Source organism: Flavobacterium plurextorum (assembly GCF_024638035.1).
Lineage (GTDB): Bacteria > Bacteroidota > Bacteroidia > Flavobacteriales > Flavobacteriaceae > Flavobacterium > Flavobacterium plurextorum.
Genome location: NZ_CP100442.1, coordinates 4,811,264 through 4,835,107, shown reverse-complemented (window position 1 = coordinate 4,835,107; position 23,844 = coordinate 4,811,264). Strand labels below are relative to the sequence as shown.

The window sequence follows — 23,844 nt, the reverse complement described above, 5'->3', positions numbered from 1 at the left end:
AACTGCATTTTATAGATAGGAAAACGTTTTCGTGCAACGGATTATTGATCGATTTATGTCGTTTGTTTAAAATTTTAGGCAGTTTGTATAATATATTTTTTTTAACAATCCCTTAAGAATAATTTTACATCATAACTAACAAAATAAATAAACATGAAAAAAATTTTCTTAATCTTTATGATTGTTTTTACGGCGCAAGTTTCGCTTGCTCAGGTAAAAAATGTTAAAGGTGTGATTACAGATTCTGATGGGATGCCGTTGCCGGGTGCATCTGTTGCTGTGCAAGGAGGTCAAAAAGGTTCTACTACCGATTTTGATGGATTGTACACTGTTGAAGTTACAAAAGGACAGACATTAGTTTTTACTTATGTAGGTCTTGAAACACAATCGATAGTTGTAGGTGATGCTACTACAATTAATGTTAAAATGGTACCAGCTGCATCAAATGCGTTAAACGAAGTAGTTGTTACTTCATTAGGTCTTAAGAAAACTAGAAAATCTCTTACTTATGCAGCTCAAGAACTTAAAGGAGAAGAGTTGACTCGTGTAAAAGATGCCAACGTTATTAATACAATTGCAGGTAAAGTTGCGGGTGTTGCAGTAACAAAAAGTTCTGCAGGTACTGGAGGGTCTACAAAAGTACTTATTCGTGGTAACTCTTCTATATTAAGCAGCCAGCCGCTTTACGTAATTGATGGTATTCCTTTGTATAATGGTAGTTCAAATCAGCCAAATGATTCATTTGGTAGTACTGCAGGAGGTAACCGTGACGGAGGAGATACAGTTTCTTTGATTAACCCTGATGATTATGAAGGAATGACCGTACTTAAAGGTGCAGCAGCATCTGTATTATACGGATCTCAAGGAGCAAATGGTGTTATTTTGCTTTCTTCTAAGAAAAATAAAGAAAACAAAGGAAACTTAGCCGTTTCTTCTGTTACTACTTTTGAGTCTGTACACTCTTTGCCAAAATTCCAAAATGAATATGGAACTTTAAATGCACAAAAATCTTGGGGTGGAAAAGTAGCTTCAAATGATTTTGTAAAAGACTTTTTCAATACTGGAGTTACACAAATTACTTCTGCTTCATTTACAACAGGATCAGATATTGCTTCTACAACTTTATCTTATGCTAACACTTCTTCTTCTGGAATTATTGAAGGTAATGGATTAAAGAAAAACAATTTTGGAATCCGTCAAACAGCTAAATTTTTCAACAATAAATTAACTGTTTCTGCTGATGCAAAATATACAAGCCAAACTATTGATAACAGACCGGTAAACGGACTTTATTCAAATCCTCTTACAGGTGTTTACTTGTTCCAAAGAGCAAATGACTTTAATTTTTACAAAGATAATTTCGAATCATTTATTCCTTCTAGAAACCTTTACGGACAAAATTTCTACACGCCATTGGATGCTGATATCTATGTTCAAAATCCTTATTGGTTAATCAATAGAAATAAATCTGTTGATAAAGATAATTTCTTTAACGGAAACATAGCTTTAGATTATAAAGCAAACAACTGGTTAAGCATTGGAGCAAGATACAGTTATAACAGAATCGAAAATGATTTTGATAAGAGAATTTATGCTACGACAAACAATTCTTTGTCTGGATATAATGGTAGATATATTAATGTAGCTACATTAAGTACACAACGTTATGGAGATTTAATTGCTAAAATCAATACTAATATCAACGAGAATTTTAGCTTTAATGCTATAGTAGGTGCTAGTATCAATAATACTTTAGGAAATCATGCTACTACTTTAGATTCTGGTATTACTCCAGGGCTTATTAATGCTAACTTATTTACATTAGGAAACTTTGGAAGTAATAAAGGTATAGATAACTTAAATCTTCAAGCTACAGGATCTTCTAGAGAAGTTCAATCTATATTTGCTTCTGCTACTTTTGGTTACAAAAACATGTTGTATTTAGATATTACAGGACGTAATGACTGGTCATCTACTTTAGTAAATACAGATACTCCATCATACTTTTACCCATCTGTGGGTGTGACTGCTCTTATCAGTGAAATGACAACTTTACCTGAGTGGATTAACTTTGGAAAAGTGAGAGGAACTTATGCAGAAGTAGGAAACGACGTTTCGGCTTTCGTAACTTCTCCAAAATCAACAGTTCAAGGTGGTATTATTATTCCTCCAACTGTAGGACCAAGACCAGGCGAATCTTTAAAACCTGAGTTAAAATCAGAATACGAGTTTGGTACAGAGTGGAGAATGTTTAATAACAGATTTGGTTTTGAAATTTCTTACTACAATTCAGAAACTAAAAATCAATACATCCAAGTTCCTGCACCAAGTACTAACCCTTATGGTTATACAAATTACGGAATTAACGCTGGTAGCATCGAAAATCATGGTATTGAGCTTGTTCTTACTGGAAAAATCATCACTGGAGATAAATTCTCATGGGATACTACAGTAAACTATTCTCAAAATAAAAACAAGGTTAAAGAAATTCCAGAAGAATTAGGAGGAACAATTCCTTTAACTCCTGTAAACAATATCAACTACAGATATGCTTTAACAGAAGGAAGACCATTTGGAGTTATTGAAGGAAAAGGTATCGTTAAAAACGATAAAGGAGAAATTGTTTTAGATGACAAAGGAAACTTAGCAATTGAAGGAGCATTCCGTGAAGTAGGTAATGCAAATCCAGATTTCATGTTAGGTTGGTTAAACACATTTAAGTTTGGTGCTTTTACAGCTAATTTCTTAATTGATGGACGTTTTGGAGGTGATGTAATGAGTATTACAGAATCTATGAATGATTTTTATGGAGTTTCAAAAAGAAGTGGAGATGCAAGAAATGCTGGTGGTGTGCCAATAAATGCAGTTATGCCTAATGGTACTAAAGTTACTTCAATGGATGCTCAAAAATATTACGAAGCAGTTGGCGGACTTAACGGAGCTACAGCTGAGTATGTATATGACGCTACAAACGTAAGTTTAAGAGAGGTTTCACTTGGCTATACTTTCAGTAAAAAAACATTGCCATTTGTTAATACAGCAACTTTATCATTAATCGCAAGAAATTTATTCTTCTTTTATAAAGATGCACCTTTTGATCCAAACATTGCTTTAAGTACAGGTCAAGGTTTACAAGGAGTTGATATTTATGGTTTGCCATCAACAAGAAGTATTGGTCTTAATTTAAATGTAACTTTCTAATTTAAAATATCATGAAAACAAACAATATAAAAAAATCATTAATCTGTTTCGGTCTTTTAGCCTTAGTTGGTTGTACAGATAATTTCGATGAGATTAATAGTAATCCTGATGCTTTTACTCAAGAGGAAGTAACACAGGACTTTAACCATATTTTAGGTCCTTTTAAAAATATGTTCGAGAATGTAATGGTGAATACTCCAGGTTGGAGATATCAAATTGCCATTGATTTATCAGCAAATACTTGGGGAGGTTATTCAACAGCTCCAGGTTTTGATGGAGCAAATAATCTTTCTTACGCTCTTACTGATAAATGGAATGGAGCAGGATGGGAAGCTGCTTATTCATTAGTAATGGCAAATTTCTTGAAAGTTGAAAAAGAATCTAAAGGAAAATACGATCAGTTTTATGCACTTGCAACAATTATTAAAGTAGAAACTTTACATAAAGTAGCCGATGCTTGGGGACCAATTGTTTACTCTCAATTAGGAACTACTAATTCGACAATTGCATACGATTCTCAACAAGATGTTTATGCAGCAATGTTTAAAGATTTAGATTTTGCAGTAAATGAATTAACAAGAAGAATAGATGCAAAAGAACCAAGCTCTTTTGTAAATACTGACCGTTCAACTTACGGAGGTAGTTATGAAAAATGGGTTAGATATGCGAATTCATTGCGTTTAAGATTAGCAATGCGTATTGTAAAAGTAAATCCAACATTAGCTAAAGCAGAAGCTGAAAAAGCAATGAGCCAAAAATTTGGTGTAATGACAGCTGCAACTGATACTTTTATGGTAACTAAAGATGTTTCACAACATCCTTTAAGAGTAGCTGCTTATGAGTACAATGACAGCCGTATGTCTGCAGATATGGAGTCTATCATGGGAGGTTATAATGACCCTAGAATGAAAGCTTACTTTGCAACATCAGAACAATATCCTGATCAGTACAAAGGAATCCGTACAGGTGGAATTCTTGGAGATAAAACATTACACATGAAATTTTCAAATTTCGGAAAAGTAATTAAAGATGACAAACAAGTAGTGTGGATGAATGCTGCCGAAGTTTACTTCTTAAGAGCCGAAGGAGCTTTGAGAGGCTGGAACATGGGAGGCGATGCTGAATCATTATATAAAGCAGGTATTGCTGCATCTTTTGATCAACTTGCTACAGGAGGCGCTGCTGAATATACTGCAAATAATGTGAATACAGCAAAAGATTATGTAGATCCAGTTGCTCCATTCAATAGTGGTTTAGCGGTAAATAAAGTTACTGTTGCTTGGGATAATACTGCAAGTAATGAAGTGAAGCTTCAAAAAATCATCACTCAAAAATGGATTGCTAACTTCCCTGACGGACAAGAAGCTTGGTCTGATCACCGTAGAACAGGTTATCCTAAATTATTACCAATTCTTAATAATCAAAGTGCTGGTTTAATTACTACTCAATTTGGTGTGAGAAGAATAAACTTTGTTCAAAGTGAAAGAGATGGAAACCCAGAAGGAGTTAAAACAGGTGTTGCAAAACTAGGAGGTCCAGATAATGGAGGAACTAGAACTTGGTGGGATGTTAATGCTCCGAACTTCTAAAAACAGAGTATAAGAATTTAAGTTTGGTTAGTGAATGGTATAGGCAGTGAAAGTTGTCTATACCATTTCAAAAACCAAAATTGTAAATACAAAAAAAGAAAATAAATGAAAAGTGCTTTAGAAATAAAACCTGATATCAGCTATAAAAGTGCCGGAAAATTTGAAGAAACAAGATTTGAGAAAATCCATAATGAAATCTTCAAAAATTCAACAGAAGCTTCTATAATTGTAGCGCAGGAAATTGCGCAGTTAATTAGATCTAAGCAGGAAAAAAATAAAACCTGCGTATTAGGTTTAGCCACAGGTTCTTCTCCTATAAAAGTTTATGAGGAATTAGTGAGAATGCACAGAGAAGAAGGCTTAAGTTTTAGCAATGTAGTTACTTTTAATTTGGATGAATATTATCCAATGAGTAAAGAGAACAATCAGAGCTATCATTATTTCATGCATCAGCATCTTTTTAATCATATTGATATCAAACCAGAGAATGTAAATATTCCAGACGGTACAGTTGCAATTGATGAATTAAATCAATACTGTATCGATTACGAAATGAATATTAAAAATGCGGGAGGTCTTGATTTTCAATTATTAGGAATTGGTCGTACTGGCCACGTAGGTTTCAACGAGCCAGGTTCACATATTAATTCTGGTACCAGAATTATTACACTGGATCACATTACAAGAGTTGATGCCTCATCAGATTTTAATGGAATTGATAATGTGCCTAAAAGAGCCATTACCATGGGAGTTTCAACCATTATGCGATCAAAAAGAATCGTACTTATGGCTTGGGGACAAAATAAAGCCGATATCATTAAAAGAACAACTCAAGGCGATATCAGTTCAGAAGTTCCAGCTACATTTTTGCAAAATCATCCTAATGCAACCTTTGTTTTAGATCAGTCAGCAGCATCAGAATTGACTCGTTTTAAAACTCCTTGGCTTGTTGGAGAATGTATTTGGAATCAAGAATTAAAAAGCAAAGCGATTGTTTGGTTATGCCAAAAAACAAAACAATCAATATTAAAATTAACGGACAGAGATTACAATAACAACGGAATGTCTGATTTACTGGCACAAGAAGGTTCTGCTTATGATTTGAACATTAATATGTTCAATGTTTTACAGCATACAATTACAGGATGGCCGGGAGGAAAACCTAATACAGATGATTCACATCGTCCAGAAAGAGCTAATTCTGCAAAAAAACGAGTAATTCTTTTTAGTCCGCATCCAGATGATGATGTGATTTCTATGGGAGGAACTTTTTCAAAATTGATAAAACAAGGTCATGATGTACATGTTGTATATCAAACCTCTGGAAATATTGCGGTTACAGACGATGAAGCTTTAAAGTTTGCTGAGGTTGCCAAAGATTTTGTTGGTGAAGCAGGAAGTGGGATCAACTTTAAATCTGTAATTGAATTTTTAAACCATAAATCAGAAAACGAAATTGATTCTCTTGAAGTTCGAAAACTAAAAGGATTAATAAGAAGAAGAGAATCTTATGCTGCAACAAGATATATTGGGCTGAAAGATGAAAAAACTCATTTCTTAGATTTACCGTTTTACGAAACAGGACAAGTAAAGAAAAATCCGTTAGGACTAGAAGATATCGCTATTGTAAAAGAAATTATCGCCAGAATAAAACCACATCAAGTATTTGCAGCAGGAGATTTAGCAGATCCACACGGAACTCATGAAGTTTGTTTGAATGCGATTTTTGCAGCAATGGGGGAATTAAAATCTGAAAAATACATGGATGATTGCTGGTTATGGTTGTATAGAGGTGCATGGCAAGAATGGGATATTAATGAAATTGACATGGCTGTTCCTCTTTCTCCATCAGAAGTACTTTTAAAACGTCATGCTATTTTGTATCACCAGTCTCAAAAAGACCGTGTAATGTTTCAAGGAAATGATTCAAGAGAATTTTGGGTTAGAGCCGAAGACAGAAATAAAAATACCGCTATTCTTTATGATGAATTAGGATTGGCAGAATATGAAGCAATCGAAGCTTTTAAACGTTTCGATTACTAAAAATTAGATTCGGATAACGAATCAAATTACAAAATTCAGATTGATTTCGCAGCGATTAGTGAGGTTCAATAAGAGTCCATCTGAGTTTTGTTTCTTTTATCTATTTATTAATGTTGTCTTAGGATAACATCTTTTCAAAAACAGTAAAAATGAAATATTTATTTGTCCTACTATTAGCAGGTGTAACCTCTAGCGCTCAAATTCAGAAAGAGCAGTTAAATCTTATGCCTTGGCCTCAGAGTGTTGAATTAAACGACGGGAATTTTGCTTTAAACAAAAACTTTAAAGTAAACATTACTGGAAATCCTAATCCAAGAATTTTTGGAGGAGTAACTCGTTTTTTACGCCGCTTAGATGGTAGAACAGGAATTTTCTTTCAGCAGGGTTTTATCACAAAATTAAATGAAGTTCCAAATGCCGAACTGCAAATTAATTGTACTAAAAGTGGTAAAATTGGTTTATACGAAGATGAAAGTTATCATTTAGATATCAAACAAAATAAAATTACGATAAACGCAACAAGCGATTTAGGTGCTTTACACGGACTTGAAACGTTGTTACAAATGCTGCAAAATAATAGTAGTTCATTTTATTTTCCAGTTTCTAAAATTTCAGATTTTCCAAGATTTACATGGAGAGGTTTAATGATAGATGCTTCAAGACACTTTCAGCCGGTTGATGTAATTAAAAGAAATCTAGATGGATTGGCAGCAATGAAAATGAATGTGTTTCATTGGCATTTAGTTGACGACCAAGGTTGGAGAATTGAAATGAAAAAACATCCAAAACTAATAGAATTAGCTTCGGATGGAATGTATTACACACAAGAGGAAATTAAAAATATCGTAAAATATGCTGAAGAGCGCGGTATTTTGATAGTTCCAGAAATAGATGTTCCAGGTCATGCATCTGCAATACTTACAGCTTATCCAGAAATTGGCAGTAAAGTGATTACATTGACAGGAGGAACTTCCGAAAAAAATATTCAAGGTACAGCAATCGCTACCTATGGAATTGAAAGAAATGCGGGTATTTTTTCGCCAACATTAGATCCTTCAAATCCTAAAACATATCAAATATTAAGTGAACTTTTTGATGAAGTATGTCCATTATTTCCAGGAGCTTATTTTCATATTGGAGGAGATGAGAATGAAGGAAAAGACTGGGATGAAAATCCAAAAATTCAAGAGTTTAAAAAGAAAAATAAGTTAACAACCAATCATGAATTGCAAACTTATTTCACCATGCAGTTAGTTCCGATGCTTAAAAAACACGGAAAGCAATTAATGGGCTGGGAAGAGATTTTGACAAAAAACATGTCAAAAGATGCTATTATTCATGCATGGAGAGGACCAAACGAAGGAGTGGTTGCAGGTCAGTCATTGATTGATGCCGTTAAAAAAGGGTATAAAACGGTAATGTCAAATGGATATTATGTCGATTTGTTGTACCCAATAGAAAGTCATTACTTAAATGATCCAATGCCAAAAGGTGCAGTTTTATCGGCAGAAGAAAAAGCAAGAGTTTTAGGTGGAGAAGCAACAATGTGGACAGAACTTGTAACACCAACAACTATCGATTCTAGACTTTGGCCAAGAACTGCGGCAATAGCAGAAAGACTTTGGTCGGCAGAAGATATTACCGATATGACTAGTATGAGAAAACGTCTTGATGTAGTTTCTTTCAGATTAGAAGAACTTGGATTAACACACATTCGTAACAAAGCAGTTATTTTAAGAAATATTTCTAATAATCAAAATATCGAAGCATTAGAAGAATTTTCGAATGTTTGTGAACCATTAAAAGGATACAAAAGAAACAAAGGTGGAACTGAATATCAAATGTACTCTCCGTTTACACTTTTTGCAGATGCTTGCGGACCAGATGCTAAAGATTCATTAGCTTTTAATGATGCTGTAAGTCAGTATTTAGCAAATAAAACACCAGAAAATAAAGCTAAAGTAACGGCATTCTTTGCTAAATGGATTTCGCTTCATAAGCAATTAACAGAGTTGAGTGCAAATGCACCTTTAGTACAGCCATTTTTACCTTTAGCAAAAAGCTTAAGCGATGCATCGAAAGAGTTGTTGCTTGTGTTAGATAATAAGTCGCAATTAAAAGCTGATGAGCTTAAAAATTTAATTGAGCAATGTAACAATAAAGACCACGCTGATGTTGAATTATCAGTTTATGAAAGTCTTAAAAAATTAATGTAATGAGTTTGGTTTGAGTTAGTACTTAGTAAGTTGTGTTGCCTGAATTATTTAGTAATTTTTTTTATCTCTGTCAGGTTTTCTGGCAGAGATAATTAGGGCAAAAATCTGCTGAAGACAGCTCTTTTAAGATAAGTGGAAATAGAATATTGGAATGGTTAAAATTGAGTTTGGTTATTTATTTTTTAATCTAAATTTTATTTCAGAATAATGATCAAATTTGGGTGATTTGTTATTTGGTTTTCACCCAGATGCGAACATTATAAAACCTGGTAATTTTATTACCAGGTTTTTTTATTAATGCATGTTTCCTAGTTTGAAGTTTGCTGCACAAGTGCCAAAACCAATTACAAAACCAATAATGGCGAACAGGATAATTTTCAACGAAGTTTTTCTGTCTCGTGAGATAATAATCAAGCGTAAAATTCCAACAAGAAAAGCAATTACACTTATAAAGGCAGCCATACCGCCAATTGCTACTAAAGGATTATTCATAATGTTTTAAATTAAAGCTGACTTACAATTAAGGCACAGGTGCCAAATCCAATTACAAGAATGATTATTGGAATCAGCATAATTATTAAAAAGAATTTTTTGTTTTCTTTTCCAGAAATTAAACCAATCAATCCAACTAAAAACATCACAGCGAGGATGAATCCAATAAATATTAATCCTTCCATATTTAAAAAATTTGTAAATTAAACATGCAGTTTTTCTCGAATCTTATCAATTTTATGGTCTCTGTAAAATAAATTCATGGTTTCAAAAGGAATAATTTTCATCTTATCGCTTACAATGTGAACACAAGATTTTTTAACAGCCCGCACATCAAAATCATGCGCGTCCATAAAATTCATTATCAAAATTCGGAACAAATTATTATAGTTTAAAGTGTCTGATTGCACTCTTGGCAAGCAGCACATTAATTCATTCATTTCGGTTTCAGCACAATCAACAGAAATTCCAGTGCTGAATAGATTCAGCATATGAGTTTTTAGTTTTTCGTCATGCTCAAAAACAATAGTATTTTTGGAGTTGTTTAACAGATCTTCTGGGTTAATTAAGTGTGTCATCGGGAAAACTTCTCCATCAATTTTTAATGCATAAGCCATACATAAAGCATCGGGATTACAAGGAACCGGAATTAAATCCTGAGGTGTAAAAAGAGGATACTGCTCATAAATTTTTCGGCGTACTTCAGTCAAAGTTATTCTTCCAAAATCATCATCATAATTATCATTTCTGCCTGCAACTTGAGTAGGCTGAAAAGTTACGCCACGAACACATTTTTGCTGCAAAGCATATTCAATTATCTGACCAATTTCATCATCATTTTCTCCTTTTTGAAGTGTAATTACTAACGTAGTCGAAATATTAAATTGATTTAAATGTTCAATTGCTTTTTTACGAACTTCAGTTAAATCCTCTCCGCGAAGTTTTTCTAATACTTCAGGTTTAAAGCTGTCAAATTGTAAGTAGATTTCGAAATCCGGCATGTAGCTGGCTAATGTCTCAACAAATTTTATGTCTTTTGCAATTCTTATTCCATTCGTGTTCAACATCAAGTGCTTGATAGGTTTACTTTTTGCAATATCAAGAATTTAAAAAAAATCAGGATGTACAGTTGGTTCACCTCCTGAAATTTGAACAACATCTGGTTCACCTTCATTAGCGACAACAGTGTCGAACATTTTTTCAATTTCTTCTAAAGTACGATGCCTTCCATAGTTTGGAGCCGAATTTGCATAACAAGTCGGGCACGCTAAATTGCAGCGATCCGTAACTTCAACAATCGTTAAGCAGGAGTGCTGCTCATGATCTGTGCATAATCCACAATCATATGGGCAGCCATAGTGCACTTTTGTATTGAATTTTAAGGGCATTTCAGATTGCTTATTATAATTACGAATTTGTTTATAATAATCAACATCATCAGCAATCATCGATTTCAATTCGCCGTGTGTTTTGCAATGTTTCAACATCATAACTTTATTGTCTTGAAATACAATTTTAGTATCAACAAGATCCAAGCAAGTTGGACATAAACTTTTAGTATAATCGTAAAATATATAATCGCGGGTTTTCATTATGATAGAAGTATAGTTATTGTAAAAGTAAAGTTTTGCTTAAATGATTAAAAACCCGATTTATAAATTTCGAGTAGTAAATAAAAATAAAAATGGAGCTCCATTGAATACTGCTTAAATGAAAAAATAAAGGATTATATGGCTTTATAAATTCAATCAAAAAGCGAAATAAAAAGTACAAAACCATGAATAGTTTAAATCGGTCACCATTAACGAGATTTCTATTTTTTATTTTTTGAAAAAAGATAAAAAGTAAAAGCATGAAAAACATTTCATATAAAGCTACTGGATGTCTGTATAAACCATCTCCCAGATCCATTCCCGTAATAAAACTTGTTTCGATTCCGTAAGTAGGTTCAGCAATACCCATTGAAAAACAGCCAATTCGACCAATAAACAAAGCCACAATTATCGGAATAACATATAGATCACCTGAAGAGATTTTAACACCAATTATTTTTTTGAAAAGTTCAACACCAAGCAATCCGCCTAAGAATCCTCCCGCCACAGTTTTGTTCTGAAAGAAAGTTAAAAAAGTCTGCTGTGTTATTTCAGCAGGATTTTCAAGCAAAGCAATAACTCTAGAACCTATTAATGCACCAAGCATTGCCCCAATTAAAATAATAAGACGATTGATATCTGAAATAGGATCTACTGTTCTTTTCTTCAAAAAGTAATATGTCCTTATCCCAATAAAAAAGGCTAATGTTTCAAATAAAGCGTGCCAATAAAAGGTTTCGTTAAAGAGCTTAAACTGAAATGGAAACGTCATTTTTTAGTCAGATTTTTTTGCTAATTTAATTAAATTAATTGGATTGTTTTTGCAAATTTTTTCTTTTAAGAAACTACAACAAATTAGTCTGATTTGTGATATGTTTCGTAGCTGTATATTTGTTTGTTTAATAATGAAATTATTACATTTATAACTTTTTTTGTAAACAGAAAATATGATCTGTTATCGCATTTTTAATGCAGATATGATTTAATCATTACCTTATTTTTATAGAATAAAATATGAAAACAATAGCCATAATTAAATATGTATTTTTATCAATCGGAGCACTGATGCTTGCAGGAGCTTTTTATCTTTATCAGGATAAACAAGCCTTTTTAAAAAGAGCAGAAACCGTTCAGGGAACCGTAATTGAATTAATTAGCAAAAGATCTGATAATTCTACAACTTACGCGCCAGTAGTTACTTTTACAACAAAAAAAGGGAACAAAATCGAATTTACTTCATCAGTGAGCAGTAATCCTCCAAGTTACAGCGAAGGTGAAAGTGTCGAAGTTTTTTACGATCCTGCAGAACCAAAAGATGCCAGTATTAATGGATTTGCATCATTATGGCTTGGCCCATTAATTTTGGGGATTTTGGGAACAGTTTTCTTTTTAATTGGTTTCGGAATCATTTTATTCGGCTTTTTAAAACAAAGAAAAACGCTGTATCTACGAGATAATGGCAAACGTATTGATACAAAATTTGTTCAAGTGCACTTAAATTACAGTATGGCAGTAAATGGAAGGAATCCGTTTCAAATATCCAGTCAGTGGCTTAATCCTCAAACAAACGAAATGTATGTTTTTGAAAGCGATAGTATTTGGTTCGATCCAACGGAGTTTATAAAAGACGATATAATAAAAGTGATGATCGATCCGAGTAATCCAAAGAAATATTATATGGATATTTCTTTTTTACCTAATCTCAAAAATTAAATAGATATTCTAGAAACCTTATAAATCTGTTCCCAATATTTAAGGGCAATTTTAGTACTTTTGAGACTTAAATATTGTATTAAAACCCCATGCCGAAATCAATTCTTTTTATAGCAGCATTTTTAGTTTTTACCTTTGGTTACAGCCAAATTAAAAATGAAGCTCCAGAAGTCGATCCAGTTCAAATTCAGAAAACGTTTAGCGATTGGTCTGTTTATCAAAGTACAAAAATAATGCTTTCGAGAGATTTTACTGCTTTTGATTTAGAATCTAAAGAAATTTCAAAAGAAAAGTTTTTAGACCAATTAGCAAATGGAAATTATATTCCAATTCGATTAAAATCAGGAGATTCTGTCTACAGTTATAAGCTGTTTAAAATTTTGCCAAAATCTGATACGAGCATAAAAGCGACAATTAACCAAATAGGTTTTGATGCGCTTAAAAACTATCAGATGGAAGGAACCGCTTTTCCTAAATTTTCGTTCAAAGATCTAGACGGAAATTTGGTTACAAACGAATCCATGAAAGGAAAAATTATAGTAATAAAATGTTGGTACATTCACTGTACGCCCTGTATTAGAGAATTTCCACAAGTCAATAAGTTAGTTGAAGAATACAAAGACCGAAAAGATATTGTTTTTATCAGTCTGGCAGAAGATTCTGCAGAACAATTAAAAGCATTCTTAAGTAGAAAACCGTTGTCGTATGCTGTAATTCCTGATATGAAAGTTTATATGAATGAAGCTTTACAACTCAATTCATTTCCAACACATTTTATTCTCAATAAAGAAGGAAAGATTGCTAAAGTCCTTCCAAATTTCGAGAGTCTGGAAACCGCTTTGTCGAAAGAAAGTAAATTGTAATGGAAGTGAGATGTAAATTGTAAAATATAAGAGGATAAAAGTTAGATATTTTGGAGTTGACATTTTACGTTTTACAATTTATAATTCACCTTTTCACATCTTTGCAACTCTGAACCTTTTTCACTACTTTTGCACCAAATTAATTAAAAAGACATTCATGTTAACAGTCAATAATTTATCAGTTCAATTTGGCAAACGAATTTTGTTTGACGAAGTAAATACAACATTCACTCACGGAAATATTTACGGCGTTATTGGAGCCAATGGTGCTGGAAAATCTACATTTCTTAAAATTATTTCAGGTGATATGGACCCAACTTCTGGGCACATACATTTAGAGCCGGGAAAACGTATGTCGGTTTTGAACCAAAATCACAACATGTTCGATGAACATACTGTTTTGGAAACCGTTTTAATGGGGAATAAAGTTTTGTACGCTGTTAAAAAGGAAATGGATGAACTTTATTTAGATTACAACGATAAAAATGCTGACAGAATAGGGGAGCTTCAAGTTCAATTTGAAGAAATGAACGGATGGAACGCAGATTCTGATGCTGCATCAATGTTGTCTAACTTAGGAATTAACGAAGAGCATCATTATACTTTAATGGGCGATATGGAAGGAAAAATGAAAGTTCGTGTGCTTTTGGCGCAGGCACTTTTTGGAAATCCTGATGTATTGATTATGGATGAGCCTACCAACGATTTGGATTTTGAAACAATCGCATGGTTAGAAAATTTCTTAGCAAACTACGAAAATACTGTAATTGTTGTATCTCACGACCGTCACTTTTTAGATGCGGTTTGTACACATATTTCTGATATTGATTTCGGGAAAATCAATCACTATTCAGGAAACTATACATTCTGGTACGAGTCTAGCCAATTAGCAGCAAAACAACGTGCACAGCAAAACAAAAAAGCAGAAGAGAAGAAACAAGAACTTGAAGAATTTATTCGTCGTTTTAGTGCAAACGTTGCGAAATCTAAACAAGCTACTTCTCGTAAAAAAATGATTTCTAAATTGAATATTTCTGAAATCAAACCTTCAAGCCGTCGTTATCCAGCAATTATTTTTGATCAGGATCGTGAAGCTGGAGATCAAATTTTGAATGTAGAAAACTTATCAGCTTCAGTAGATGGTGAAGTTTTATTTAAAGATATTAACTTGAACATGGCGAAAGGCGACAAAATCGTTCTTTTCTCTAAAGATTCACGTGCTACAACTGCTTTTTATGAAATCTTAAACAACGAACAAAAAGCAGATTCTGGAACTTTTGACTGGGGAATTACAACAAATCAAGCTTATTTACCAGCTGAAAATCACGATTTCTTCGAAAACGATTTGAGTTTAGTTGATTGGTTACGTCAATACGCTAAAACAGAAGAAGAGCGCGATGAGGTGTTTATTAGAGGTTTCTTAGGGAAGATGATTTTCTCTGGAGAAGAAGCTTTAAAAACTAGCCGAGTTTTATCTGGAGGAGAAAAAGTACGTTGTATGCTTTCTAGAATGATGATGGAACGTGCAAATATTTTAATGCTGGACGAACCAACAAATCACTTAGATTTGGAATCGATTACCGCTTTCAACAACTCATTGAAAAACTTTAAAGGTTCCGTGATTTTTACAACTCATGACCACGAGTTTGCACAAACCGTTGGTAACAGAATCGTTGAAATTACACCAAACGGAGTAATTGATCGTTACATGACATTTGACGAATATCTTGATGATGAAAAAATTCAAGAGCAAAGAAAAAAGATGTACAATCTTTAATCTATAAAATCCCAATATTTAAAATCCCAAATTCCAAATTAAACATGGAGTTTGGGATTTTTATTTTGGTCTAATTTTAAACACATAGAAACATAGTTTTAATGTCAAATTTAGTGCGAATAAAGACTAAAAAGGGAAGTATATTTCTTTCACACAGCTATGTTTTTTTTTCAAAAAAGTGAAACCCCTTTTTTAAGTTCAAAAACTATGTCTCTATATGTTTAAAAAAAATCCCCGCTATGAAAATAACGGAGATTATTTTATGTCTATTTATTGCCAAAAAGTTTAGCGAAAATGAAAATGATTATCGCAATGATAAAGATTACGATGAAAATTCCAAATCCCATTCCGGCTTTAAAAATGTCTCCAATAACTTCACAGCTTGTAAATGAAAACAGTATTACAAATACCATTAACATTCTTAGTATTTTATTTTGCATGATTCTGAGTTTTATAATTTCATAAATTAAAATTACCTCAGGAATCACGAAAATGTGTTATAGAATTTTTTGAAAATGTTTTAGGATTTGGCGTTTTAGTTTCTTTCGTACCAATTAATATATTTATTCTCTACTTGTGAGGTGTATACTATTTATAGTTGTACATTTTCAATAAATGTATTTATATTTGAGTTTGTGCATTTTGAAATTACTTTTATTTCGGACTATTTTAATTTATTAAACTGAAATATGCTATTTTTAAAAGCTATTCAACTGGATTTTTATACCACAACAAATATGAAATCATACAAAATGAAAACCGCCTCAAAAAAAATAATATGCCAACTAATTATTGTCTTTTTTATAAACGGGCTGCTTTTTGCTCAGGAAGCTAAACCGCCAATAATGGGTTGGAGCAGTTGGAATAATTTTAGAGTGCATATCGATGAAAAAATGATTCGAGAGCAGGCTGATGCTATGATTACTTCTGGGTTGTACGATGCTGGTTATAGATATGTTAATATTGATGATGGTTATTTTGGAGGAAGAGATTCAATAGGTAATCTTTTTGTTGATACTCAAAAGTTTCCTTCGGGAATGAAAGCTTTAGTGACTTATATTCACAGCAAAAAACTTAAAGCGGGAATATATAGCGATGCAGGAAGAAATACTTGCGGATCAATTTATGATAATGATCAAAAAGGTATTGGAGTTGGTATGTATGGATATCTTGATGCAGATTGTAAAACTTTTTTTGAGGACTGGGGCTGCGATTTTTTAAAAGTAGACTGGTGTGGCGGAGAGAAAATGAATCTCGATGAGAAAACAGAATATTTAAAAATTTTAAAGGCTGTAAAAGCTAAGAACGAAGTAATTGTTCTTAATGTTTGCCGATGGAAATTTCCAGGCGAATGGGCAATAGATAAAGCGGATTCTTGGAGAATTTCCTATGATATTGATGATAAATTTTCATCTATACTTAAGATTATAGATTTAAATGTTGATTTGTATAAATACTCATCTCCCGGACATTATAACGATATGGATATGTTACAGGTTGGCAGAGGAATGACTTATGAGGAAGATAAAAGTCATTTTTCGATGTGGTGCATGTTGAATTCTCCTCTATTGGCAGGAAATGATTTAAGAAGTATGTCAAAAGAAACGGTTGGTATTCTTACCAATAAAGATCTAATTGCTTTAAACCAAGATAAGGGATTCTATCAGGCGAGACGAATATTTAAAGAAGGAAATATTGAGGTTTGGGAAAAATTGCTGGGAGAAAAAGGAAAAGACGGAAAAGCGATCGCTATTTTGAATCGCGGAGATGAAGCAAACCAATTTGTTTTAAAATCAGATTTAGTAAATCTCGAAAAATCAGTAAAAATTCGTGACTTATGGTCAGGTAAAAAGATTGGAACAATAGGAAAGAAGGTGAACTTTAGTATTCCAAAACATGGCATAATAGTTTTGCGTACCGAATAAAACGGCCTGTGTTTCTTTTGAAGAAGAGAAAAATCTATTGTTTTCTAATCGTTTTTATCTCGAGGAATATAAGTCCAGATATAATAATGATTTCTCCTAAAAAATAAGCCATACCAAAAATAGAAATACTTTTGGAGTTATATACGATAATTCCAAAAGTCAAAATACAATATAGAATGTTGGCAATGCAGATTGTTTTTAGAAATGATTTCCAATTTTGCTTCACTAAAAAATAACAGGCAAGAGAATAAATAAAAAAAGCGAATGCAATAATTGAAAGATATTCAAAGATATCTTTTGATAAAACAAAAAAAGCATTGAAATTTCTAAGTGCAAAAAATAGTAATACGGCAGTAAGTAAAGCACCAAAACCATCCAGCAGAAAGATGTTTCTTGGTTTTGTTATAAACTTTTGCACACTTTTTATCATTTTTATGGGTTAGGTTAACATCTCAATAAGTTGAATATAATTACCGCAAGTATCGTTTAAAACGGCAATTTTTACATTTCCCATTTCGGTTGGATTTGTTTTAAATGCTGCACCCAGATTTACAAGACGATTGTATTCTTCCTCAAGATTGTCTACATTAAATTGTGTACACGGAATTCCTGCTTCAAAAAGCGCTTTTTGATACGTTTTAGAAGGTTCAAAATGGTTTGGTGATGGTTCCAACAGAATTTCAACGCCATTTGGTTCCTCTTTAGAAACAACCGTCAGCCATCTATTATCGCCGCCTAAAGGCACATCGTGTTTTTTTATAAAACCTAATTTTTCAGTGTAAAACTGTAATGCCGTTTCTTGGTCAAGAACTGGAATTGATATGACTTTTGCTTTCATGATTTTGTGGTTTTATTAATTTATTATGCTGTGCGAAGTCTCTTGACTTCGTAGCTGTTCCAATATGTTTTGATTTTCTTAGTGTCCTACTGTTGTCTCTGCGAAATCAGGAGACTTTGCAGAGCGGGTAAATCTTATTTTTTATAATAAGAGATTTTTCTTGTCCAGGTTTCACTATGATTACCACTCGATGAAGTTTTACTTATCCAGTTGCCATATTTATCATTGGTATAGTTATAATCAAACTCTTCTTCACTAACAATTTTATCATTTCTCAAAGTTTGTCTTTTTGTTGTATCTCCATATTTATTAAGATCACTTAAGTTAACGGTTATATTTCCATTCCACCATTCTGTAGTTTTTTCTTTGATTTTATTTCCATTATTATCATAAAAATACTCCCATTGATTTAGTATCTGTTCTTTTACAGTATGAACATAATAAATAGATTGTTTGATTAATTGTTTTTTTGCATTATAAACATCTTCAGCACTTTTCTTTTGTACACCTTCAACATTTTCATAAGTAGTAATATATTCCAATCCATTTAAATTTGATTTTTTTCTATTATCATTTTCAGAACTAGATTTTGCTAAATATCCCTTTTGATTAAATTCATAACTAGTAGTGTCTTTTGGACAATAAAATGTGCCTCCTTCTACCATTACAGATGGGCAGCTCTCGTGTATTTCAACGATTTTATTTATTGTTCCTTTTAATCTCATTTTTTGCCAGTCTGATGATAATTTCTGAGCATTTATTTGGTTTACTAATAGAATTTGTATTAAAACAAAGAAGATTTTTTTCATATTAAATTTAAGATTATTTGCAGTTTTATTCTTTTTTCGTTTTCTGTTTTTCTTTGCTAAAATATGTTTTTAAAACAAAATATTTTTCAAAAAGCAGATTATGTTTTCAGAAATATAATGGCTTATTTGGATTTGATTGTACAGTTGAAATCTCATTCATTACAAAAAATAATATTTCCCATCTTAACACCCCAGCAAATAAATTCTGATTTCGTATATTTGCCAACCAAACATTACAATTACTTATGAGCCAAAAAGTATTACTTAATTCAAAAGAAGTTACTATCATACTCCATCGTTTGGCTTGTCAGTTAATCGAAAAACATCTTGATTTCTCAGAGACTATTTTAGTGGGAATTCAGCCAAGAGGTGTTTTTTTAGCGGAACGTTTAAAACAAATATTAGAAAACGAATATAAGGTTCCCGAAATTTCTTTGGGATATCTGGATATCACTTTTTTTAGAGATGATTTCCGTCGTAGTGATAAACCACTCGAAGCCAATAAAACTCAAATCAATTTTATCGTCGAAAACAAAAAAGTCATTTTTATTGATGACGTTTTGTTTACTGGACGAAGCATTCGTTCTGCCTTAACGGCAATTCAATCTTTTGGAAGACCTTCAGAAATTGAATTATTGGTTTTAATTGACAGACGTTTCAGTCGTCATTTACCAATTCAGCCAGATTATAGAGGTCGTCAGGTAGATGCTATTAATGGTGAAAAAGTGATAGTAAGCTGGAAAGAAAATGATGGTGAAGATGTTGTTCACTTAGTGACAAATTAAAAAGTTTAATCGATTAATCGGTTAATTGTTTAATCGAAAGAAGCGATTAAACGATTCAACAAATAAACGATTATACAGTAAAAAACAAATAAACAATAAAAATGAAAGAATTAAGCGTAAATCATTTATTAGGAATAAAATATATCAACGAGAATGATATTAACCTGATTTTTGAAACGGCAGATCATTTTAAAGAAGTCATTAATCGACCAATTAAAAAAGTTCCTTCATTACGAGATATTACCATTGCCAATATTTTCTTCGAAAACAGTACGAGAACCAAACTATCTTTTGAATTAGCGCAGAAACGTTTATCTGCTGATGTGATCAGTTTTTCTGCGGCTCAATCATCTGTTAAAAAAGGAGAAACTCTGATTGATACTGTAAATAATATCCTTTCGATGAAAGTTGATATGGTTGTAATGCGCCACTCTAATCCTGGAGCGGCTTATTTTTTATCTAAAAATGTCAAAGCGAGTATTGTAAATGCTGGAGATGGAGCGCATGAGCATCCAACTCAGGCTTTGTTAGACAGTTACTCTATTAGAGAAAAACTGGGAGATGTTGCTGGAAAAAAAGTAGTAATTGTAGGTGATATTCTGCATTCAAGAGTAGCCTTATCAAATATATATGCTTTGCAAATGCAGGGCGCAGAAGTAAAAGTATGCGGACCAAAAACATTGATTCCAAGATATATTGAATCTCTTGGTGTTACGGTTGAACCAAATTTACATAAAGCTTTAGAATGGTGTGATGTGGCAAACATGCTTCGTGTACAAAACGAACGTATGGATGTGAATTTTTTCCCATCAACACGTGAGTACGCACAACAATACGGAGTTGATAAACCGCTTTTGGATTCTCTTGGAAAAGAAATCGTAATTATGCACCCAGGACCAATTAACAGAGGAGTAGAGATAACTTCTGAAGTGGCAGATTCTGACCATTCTGTTATCTTGAATCAGGTTGAAAATGGTGTTGCAATTAGAATGGCGGTTATTTATCTTTTGGCTTCTAAAATTCAATAATAATATTTAGTTTCTGGTTTCACGTTGTTGGAACGTTCAGTTTTACAACCTGAAACTTGAAAGCTGAAACAAATTAAAAAACTTCGTACCTTAGTAAAATGAAAGTAGATCAAAAAGGACATACCGTTACAATAAAAAATACACAAGGTGATTTTAATGGCTTTGTAGAAAAAGTAACGCAGCAATTTAAAACCTTTGAAAAACATAATGTTATAATCGATCTGTTATCAGATTCCGAGCTTTCAGAAAATGATTTGAAACTTTTTTTACCTCTTGCTAAATCTCAAAAAAAAGCAAAAAAATCATTTGTAATTGTAGTTTCTGATCTTGATTTTAATGCTGTTTCAGATAAGTTAGTTGTTGTGCCTTCACTTTTAGAAGCACACGATATTATCGAAATGGAAGAAATTGAAAGAGACTTAGGATTTTAAAGAATCGGTTAATCGTTGATTTGTTTAACTGTTTAATCGATAAGTTTTTGATTATAATTTAACGCGATTAAACGATTCACCAAATAAACGAATAAACATCAAATTGAAGTTAACTATACTTGGCTGTTATGCCGCAACTCCTAGAACACTTACTAACCCAACTTCGCAGGTTTTAGAAATCAAGAATCGTTTATTTTTGATTGATTGCGGGGAAGGAACTCAGGTACAACTTCGAAAAAATAAGATTAAATTCTCAAAAATTAATCACATCTTTATTTCGCATCTTCATGGAGATCATCTTTACGGATTAATTGGAACCATTTCGACTTTTTCTCTTTTAGGCAGAACGACGGATTTACATATTTATGGACCAAAAGGAATAAAAGAATTAATTCTTCTTCAATTGAAGCTGACAGAATCTTGGACAACTTATAGTTTGTTTTTTCATGAATTAGAGTCGAAGAAAAGCGAAGTGATTTTTGAAGACTCAAAAGTTATTGTCAAAACTATTCCGCTTAAACATCGTGTTTATACCAATGGATTCTTGTTTCAGGAAAAACCGGGAGAAAGAAAATTAAACATAGAAGCAGTTCAGCACTATGATATCCATGTTGCTTATTATCAAAAAATAAAAAACGGCGGTGATGTTAAGCTTGATGATGGGACTTTACTAGAAAACGAAAAGTTATCGTTTGACCCAATTCCGTCAATGAGTTATGCATTTTGTTCAGATACTGCTTATAATGAAGATATAATTCCGATTATTGAAAATGTTGATGTTTTATATCATGAATCTACTTTTTTAGATTCTGAAGCTCCTTTGGCACAAAAAACACTTCATTCGACTGCAAAAGAAGCGGCAAGAATTGCATTAAAAGCAAATGTAAAACAATTGATTTTAGGTCATTATTCTACACGATACGACGGAATTGAGCGTTTTAAAGAAGAAGCTGAAACGATTTTTCCTAATGTACTTTTAGGAGACGACGGCTTGAGTTTTGAATTTTAATTTATTAGTTACAAAGGTGCAAAGTAACAAAGGTTTTAAACTTGAATATATGTATGTTACCCTGAGCGATCCTGAGGCGTCGGGAGAAGGGCTTTTGTAGAAGGGCTTCGACTTCGCTCAGCCTGACAAACTTGAAACTTGAAACTTGAAACAAAAAAACTAAAAACAATGAACGATTTAAGCAATTATAGAAAATCTTACGAGAAAAGTGAATTATTAGAAACTAATATTCCTGAAGATCCAATTAATCTTTTTAACAGATGGTTTCATGAAGTTGAAGATTTTGGAGGAAGCGGAGAAGTCAATGCAATGACAGTTTCTACGATTGGATTAGACGGATTTCCTAAATCTCGTGTGGTTTTATTAAAGAAATTCTCGGAAGAAGGTTTTATTTTTTATACCAATTATAATTCAGAAAAAGGAAAAGCGATAGAAGCCAATCCTAATGTTTGTTTGTCTTTTTTCTGGCAGGAAATGGAACGTCAGGTTATTATAAAAGGAATTGCCCAAAAAACGTCTGAAAATATTTCTGATGGTTATTTTGATTCTCGTCCTGATGGGAGTAAGTTAGGAGCAATTGTTTCTAATCAAAGTGAGGTGATTCCGTCTAGAACTTTCTTGGAAGAAAACCTAAAAAAATTGGAACATGAATTTGAAGGAAAACCAATCCCAAGACCTGAAAATTGGGGTGGATTTATTGTAACTCCTTTGCAAGTTGAATTTTGGCAGGGAAGACCAAATAGACTTCACGACCGCATTCGCTACACAAGCCAATCTGATTTTTCATGGAAGATTGAGCGTCTTTCTTCTTAATTTGTAAGATTTTTACTTTTATTTAAAAATATTTTATGTAGTTTGTCGATTTTTTTTGTAGTTTACCGATAAATTAAATACGTTTGATATAGAAATGTAAAAAGATTGTCACATAATTATTTAAGGTTTTTGCCCCAACATTTGCTTTAAAACTAAACTACTAAGATTATGAAAAAAGTTATGTGCGCCATGCTGTTCATTGTGATTTCGATCACAATGAACTCATGCTCGGCAGAAGTCGCAGAAGGTACTGAAAGTACTGGGGGTACAGAAAAATTAATTACAGACTACAGCTACAATGCGTCTGAATTAGAAACAATGCAGTTAATAAACAATTACCGGGTAAGTATTGGTTTAAATGCATTGGAAAAAATTAATCATATTTCTTATGAATGTGAAGTTCATAATAAATATATGATTGATAACAACCTTGTAAATCACAATGATTTTGTTTTGCGTTCAAAAAACATTGAAAGTGTTCTTGGCGCCAAAAGGGTTGGAGAAAATGTGGCTTATAACTATAAAACTTCTGAAGCTGCTTTGAGAGCTTGGTTGGATAGTCCGGGTCACAAAGAAAATATCGAAGGAAATTATACTCATTTTGGTATTTCGATATCTACCGATCCCGCAACTGGGAAAAAATATTACACTAATATATTTGCAAAAATTTAAAAAAACTTTCAAATTGGTTGGTTAGTTTTCGTTGTAATTCCTGAGTTA

21 protein-coding genes and 1 pseudogene are annotated in these 23,844 nt (G+C 32.5%); 15 read left to right on the top strand and 7 right to left on the bottom strand.

The annotated features are described in order from the left end of the window. Window positions 1–153: 153 nt before the first annotated feature. The 4 genes from NLG42_RS20970 (at window position 154) to NLG42_RS20955 (ending at window position 9,049) form a co-directional block, all read left to right on the top strand. Window positions 154–3,201 carry a SusC/RagA family TonB-linked outer membrane protein gene (locus NLG42_RS20970; RefSeq protein WP_257682236.1) on the top strand — a complete coding sequence of 1,016 codons (3,048 nt, stop codon included), beginning with the start codon at window positions 154–156 and terminating at the stop codon, window positions 3,199–3,201. Window positions 3,202–3,212: 11 nt separating this feature from the next. After that, window positions 3,213–4,790: a RagB/SusD family nutrient uptake outer membrane protein gene (locus tag NLG42_RS20965; protein ID WP_089059173.1), complete on the top strand. Its 1,578-nt coding sequence runs from the start codon at window positions 3,213–3,215 to the stop codon at window positions 4,788–4,790. A 105-nt stretch (window positions 4,791–4,895) separates the two neighbouring features. Beyond that, complete coding sequence (gene nagB / locus NLG42_RS20960) at window positions 4,896–6,833, top strand: glucosamine-6-phosphate deaminase (RefSeq protein WP_257682235.1); 1,938 nt, start codon at window positions 4,896–4,898, stop codon at window positions 6,831–6,833. Between the two features lie 149 nt (window positions 6,834–6,982). Beyond that, window positions 6,983–9,049, top strand: coding sequence for a beta-N-acetylhexosaminidase (locus tag NLG42_RS20955; protein ID WP_257682234.1), 2,067 nt, complete (start codon window positions 6,983–6,985; stop codon window positions 9,047–9,049). A gap of 294 nt (window positions 9,050–9,343) precedes the next feature. Here NLG42_RS20955 and NLG42_RS20950 read toward each other — a convergent pair whose 3' ends face one another. The 4 genes and pseudogenes from NLG42_RS20950 to NLG42_RS20935 all read right to left on the bottom strand — a co-directional run bounded on the left by NLG42_RS20950 (window position 9,344) and on the right by NLG42_RS20935 (window position 11,905). Further along, the gene (locus NLG42_RS20950) at window positions 9,344–9,541 is read right to left on the bottom strand and encodes a hypothetical protein (RefSeq protein WP_089059170.1); all 198 of its coding nucleotides are present in this window, start codon (window positions 9,539–9,541) and stop codon (window positions 9,344–9,346) included. Between the two features lie 11 nt (window positions 9,542–9,552). Then, a complete protein-coding gene (locus NLG42_RS20945; protein ID WP_158234868.1) occupies window positions 9,553–9,726 on the bottom strand; it encodes a hypothetical protein in 174 nt (57 codons plus the stop codon). A gap of 18 nt (window positions 9,727–9,744) precedes the next feature. After that, window positions 9,745–11,133, bottom strand: a pseudogene (locus NLG42_RS20940) (radical SAM protein). A 16-nt stretch (window positions 11,134–11,149) separates the two neighbouring features. After that, complete coding sequence (locus NLG42_RS20935; RefSeq protein ID WP_257682233.1) at window positions 11,150–11,905, bottom strand: prolipoprotein diacylglyceryl transferase; 756 nt, start codon at window positions 11,903–11,905, stop codon at window positions 11,150–11,152. A gap of 242 nt (window positions 11,906–12,147) precedes the next feature. Between NLG42_RS20935 and NLG42_RS20930 the strand changes: the two genes are divergently transcribed. The 5 genes from NLG42_RS20930 to NLG42_RS20910 all read left to right on the top strand — a co-directional run bounded on the left by NLG42_RS20930 (window position 12,148) and on the right by NLG42_RS20910 (window position 17,411). Then, window positions 12,148–12,846, top strand: a complete 699-nt coding sequence (locus NLG42_RS20930) for a DUF3592 domain-containing protein (RefSeq protein WP_257682232.1) — start codon at window positions 12,148–12,150, stop codon at window positions 12,844–12,846. Window positions 12,847–12,935: 89 nt separating this feature from the next. Beyond that, entirely contained in the window at window positions 12,936–13,709 is a 774-nt protein-coding gene (locus tag NLG42_RS20925) for a TlpA family protein disulfide reductase (protein ID WP_257682231.1), read from the top strand. 157 nt (window positions 13,710–13,866) lie between these two features. After that, window positions 13,867–15,486, top strand: coding sequence for an ABC-F family ATP-binding cassette domain-containing protein (locus NLG42_RS20920; RefSeq protein WP_089059164.1), 1,620 nt, complete (start codon window positions 13,867–13,869; stop codon window positions 15,484–15,486). Between the two features lie 294 nt (window positions 15,487–15,780). Then, entirely contained in the window at window positions 15,781–15,951 is a 171-nt protein-coding gene (locus NLG42_RS20915) for a hypothetical protein (protein WP_257682230.1), read from the top strand. Window positions 15,952–16,223: 272 nt separating this feature from the next. Then, the gene (locus NLG42_RS20910) at window positions 16,224–17,411 is read left to right on the top strand and encodes a glycoside hydrolase family 27 protein (RefSeq protein WP_257682229.1); all 1,188 of its coding nucleotides are present in this window, start codon (window positions 16,224–16,226) and stop codon (window positions 17,409–17,411) included. Between the two features lie 34 nt (window positions 17,412–17,445). On the opposite strand, the gene NLG42_RS20905 is transcribed toward NLG42_RS20910, so the two are convergent. The 3 genes from NLG42_RS20905 to NLG42_RS20895 all read right to left on the bottom strand — a co-directional run bounded on the left by NLG42_RS20905 (window position 17,446) and on the right by NLG42_RS20895 (window position 19,058). Continuing rightward, entirely contained in the window at window positions 17,446–17,841 is a 396-nt protein-coding gene (locus NLG42_RS20905; RefSeq protein ID WP_257682228.1) for a hypothetical protein, read from the bottom strand. A gap of 9 nt (window positions 17,842–17,850) precedes the next feature. Beyond that, window positions 17,851–18,249 carry a VOC family protein gene (locus tag NLG42_RS20900; protein WP_257682227.1) on the bottom strand — a complete coding sequence of 133 codons (399 nt, stop codon included), beginning with the start codon at window positions 18,247–18,249 and terminating at the stop codon, window positions 17,851–17,853. A 134-nt stretch (window positions 18,250–18,383) separates the two neighbouring features. Beyond that, on the bottom strand, window positions 18,384–19,058 hold the full coding sequence (locus NLG42_RS20895; RefSeq protein WP_257682226.1) for a hypothetical protein: 675 nt from the start codon (window positions 19,056–19,058) through the stop codon (window positions 18,384–18,386). Window positions 19,059–19,303: 245 nt separating this feature from the next. On the opposite strand from NLG42_RS20895, the gene pyrR reads away from it, so the two are divergent. From pyrR to NLG42_RS20865, 6 genes are all read left to right on the top strand, one after another. Beyond that, window positions 19,304–19,843 carry a bifunctional pyr operon transcriptional regulator/uracil phosphoribosyltransferase PyrR gene (pyrR, locus tag NLG42_RS20890; RefSeq protein WP_257682225.1) on the top strand — a complete coding sequence of 180 codons (540 nt, stop codon included), beginning with the start codon at window positions 19,304–19,306 and terminating at the stop codon, window positions 19,841–19,843. Window positions 19,844–19,944: 101 nt separating this feature from the next. Next, window positions 19,945–20,871 (top strand): aspartate carbamoyltransferase catalytic subunit, encoded by a 927-nt coding sequence (locus tag NLG42_RS20885; RefSeq protein WP_257682224.1) that lies wholly within the window; start codon window positions 19,945–19,947, stop codon window positions 20,869–20,871. Between the two features lie 98 nt (window positions 20,872–20,969). Further along, window positions 20,970–21,302, top strand: coding sequence for a ribonuclease Z (locus NLG42_RS20880; RefSeq protein WP_089059159.1), 333 nt, complete (start codon window positions 20,970–20,972; stop codon window positions 21,300–21,302). A gap of 103 nt (window positions 21,303–21,405) precedes the next feature. Next, on the top strand, window positions 21,406–22,311 hold the full coding sequence (locus NLG42_RS20875; protein ID WP_257682223.1) for a ribonuclease Z: 906 nt from the start codon (window positions 21,406–21,408) through the stop codon (window positions 22,309–22,311). A gap of 168 nt (window positions 22,312–22,479) precedes the next feature. Continuing rightward, window positions 22,480–23,124, top strand: a complete 645-nt coding sequence (gene pdxH / locus NLG42_RS20870) for a pyridoxamine 5'-phosphate oxidase (RefSeq protein WP_129024809.1) — start codon at window positions 22,480–22,482, stop codon at window positions 23,122–23,124. Window positions 23,125–23,292: 168 nt separating this feature from the next. Then, the gene (locus tag NLG42_RS20865; protein ID WP_165768085.1) at window positions 23,293–23,796 is read left to right on the top strand and encodes a CAP domain-containing protein; all 504 of its coding nucleotides are present in this window, start codon (window positions 23,293–23,295) and stop codon (window positions 23,794–23,796) included. Window positions 23,797–23,844 lie beyond the last annotated feature (48 nt).

Coding starts and splice junctions, on each gene's coding strand:
- NLG42_RS20970 (WP_257682236.1), top strand. CDS start 154: ATGAAAAAAATTTTCTTAATCTTTATGATTGTTTTTACGGCGCAAGTT.
- NLG42_RS20965 (WP_089059173.1), top strand. CDS start 3,213: ATGAAAACAAACAATATAAAAAAATCATTAATCTGTTTCGGTCTTTTA.
- nagB (WP_257682235.1), top strand. CDS start 4,896: ATGAAAAGTGCTTTAGAAATAAAACCTGATATCAGCTATAAAAGTGCC.
- NLG42_RS20955 (WP_257682234.1), top strand. CDS start 6,983: ATGAAATATTTATTTGTCCTACTATTAGCAGGTGTAACCTCTAGCGCT.
- NLG42_RS20950 (WP_089059170.1), bottom strand. CDS start 9,541: ATGAATAATCCTTTAGTAGCAATTGGCGGTATGGCTGCCTTTATAAGT.
- NLG42_RS20945 (WP_158234868.1), bottom strand. CDS start 9,726: ATGGAAGGATTAATATTTATTGGATTCATCCTCGCTGTGATGTTTTTA.
- NLG42_RS20935 (WP_257682233.1), bottom strand. CDS start 11,905: ATGACGTTTCCATTTCAGTTTAAGCTCTTTAACGAAACCTTTTATTGG.
- NLG42_RS20930 (WP_257682232.1), top strand. CDS start 12,148: ATGAAAACAATAGCCATAATTAAATATGTATTTTTATCAATCGGAGCA.
- NLG42_RS20925 (WP_257682231.1), top strand. CDS start 12,936: ATGCCGAAATCAATTCTTTTTATAGCAGCATTTTTAGTTTTTACCTTT.
- NLG42_RS20920 (WP_089059164.1), top strand. CDS start 13,867: ATGTTAACAGTCAATAATTTATCAGTTCAATTTGGCAAACGAATTTTG.
- NLG42_RS20915 (WP_257682230.1), top strand. CDS start 15,781: ATGAAAATGATTATCGCAATGATAAAGATTACGATGAAAATTCCAAAT.
- NLG42_RS20910 (WP_257682229.1), top strand. CDS start 16,224: ATGAAATCATACAAAATGAAAACCGCCTCAAAAAAAATAATATGCCAA.
- NLG42_RS20905 (WP_257682228.1), bottom strand. CDS start 17,841: ATGATAAAAAGTGTGCAAAAGTTTATAACAAAACCAAGAAACATCTTT.
- NLG42_RS20900 (WP_257682227.1), bottom strand. CDS start 18,249: ATGAAAGCAAAAGTCATATCAATTCCAGTTCTTGACCAAGAAACGGCA.
- NLG42_RS20895 (WP_257682226.1), bottom strand. CDS start 19,058: ATGAAAAAAATCTTCTTTGTTTTAATACAAATTCTATTAGTAAACCAA.
- pyrR (WP_257682225.1), top strand. CDS start 19,304: ATGAGCCAAAAAGTATTACTTAATTCAAAAGAAGTTACTATCATACTC.
- NLG42_RS20885 (WP_257682224.1), top strand. CDS start 19,945: ATGAAAGAATTAAGCGTAAATCATTTATTAGGAATAAAATATATCAAC.
- NLG42_RS20880 (WP_089059159.1), top strand. CDS start 20,970: ATGAAAGTAGATCAAAAAGGACATACCGTTACAATAAAAAATACACAA.
- pdxH (WP_129024809.1), top strand. CDS start 22,480: ATGAACGATTTAAGCAATTATAGAAAATCTTACGAGAAAAGTGAATTA.
- NLG42_RS20865 (WP_165768085.1), top strand. CDS start 23,293: ATGAAAAAAGTTATGTGCGCCATGCTGTTCATTGTGATTTCGATCACA.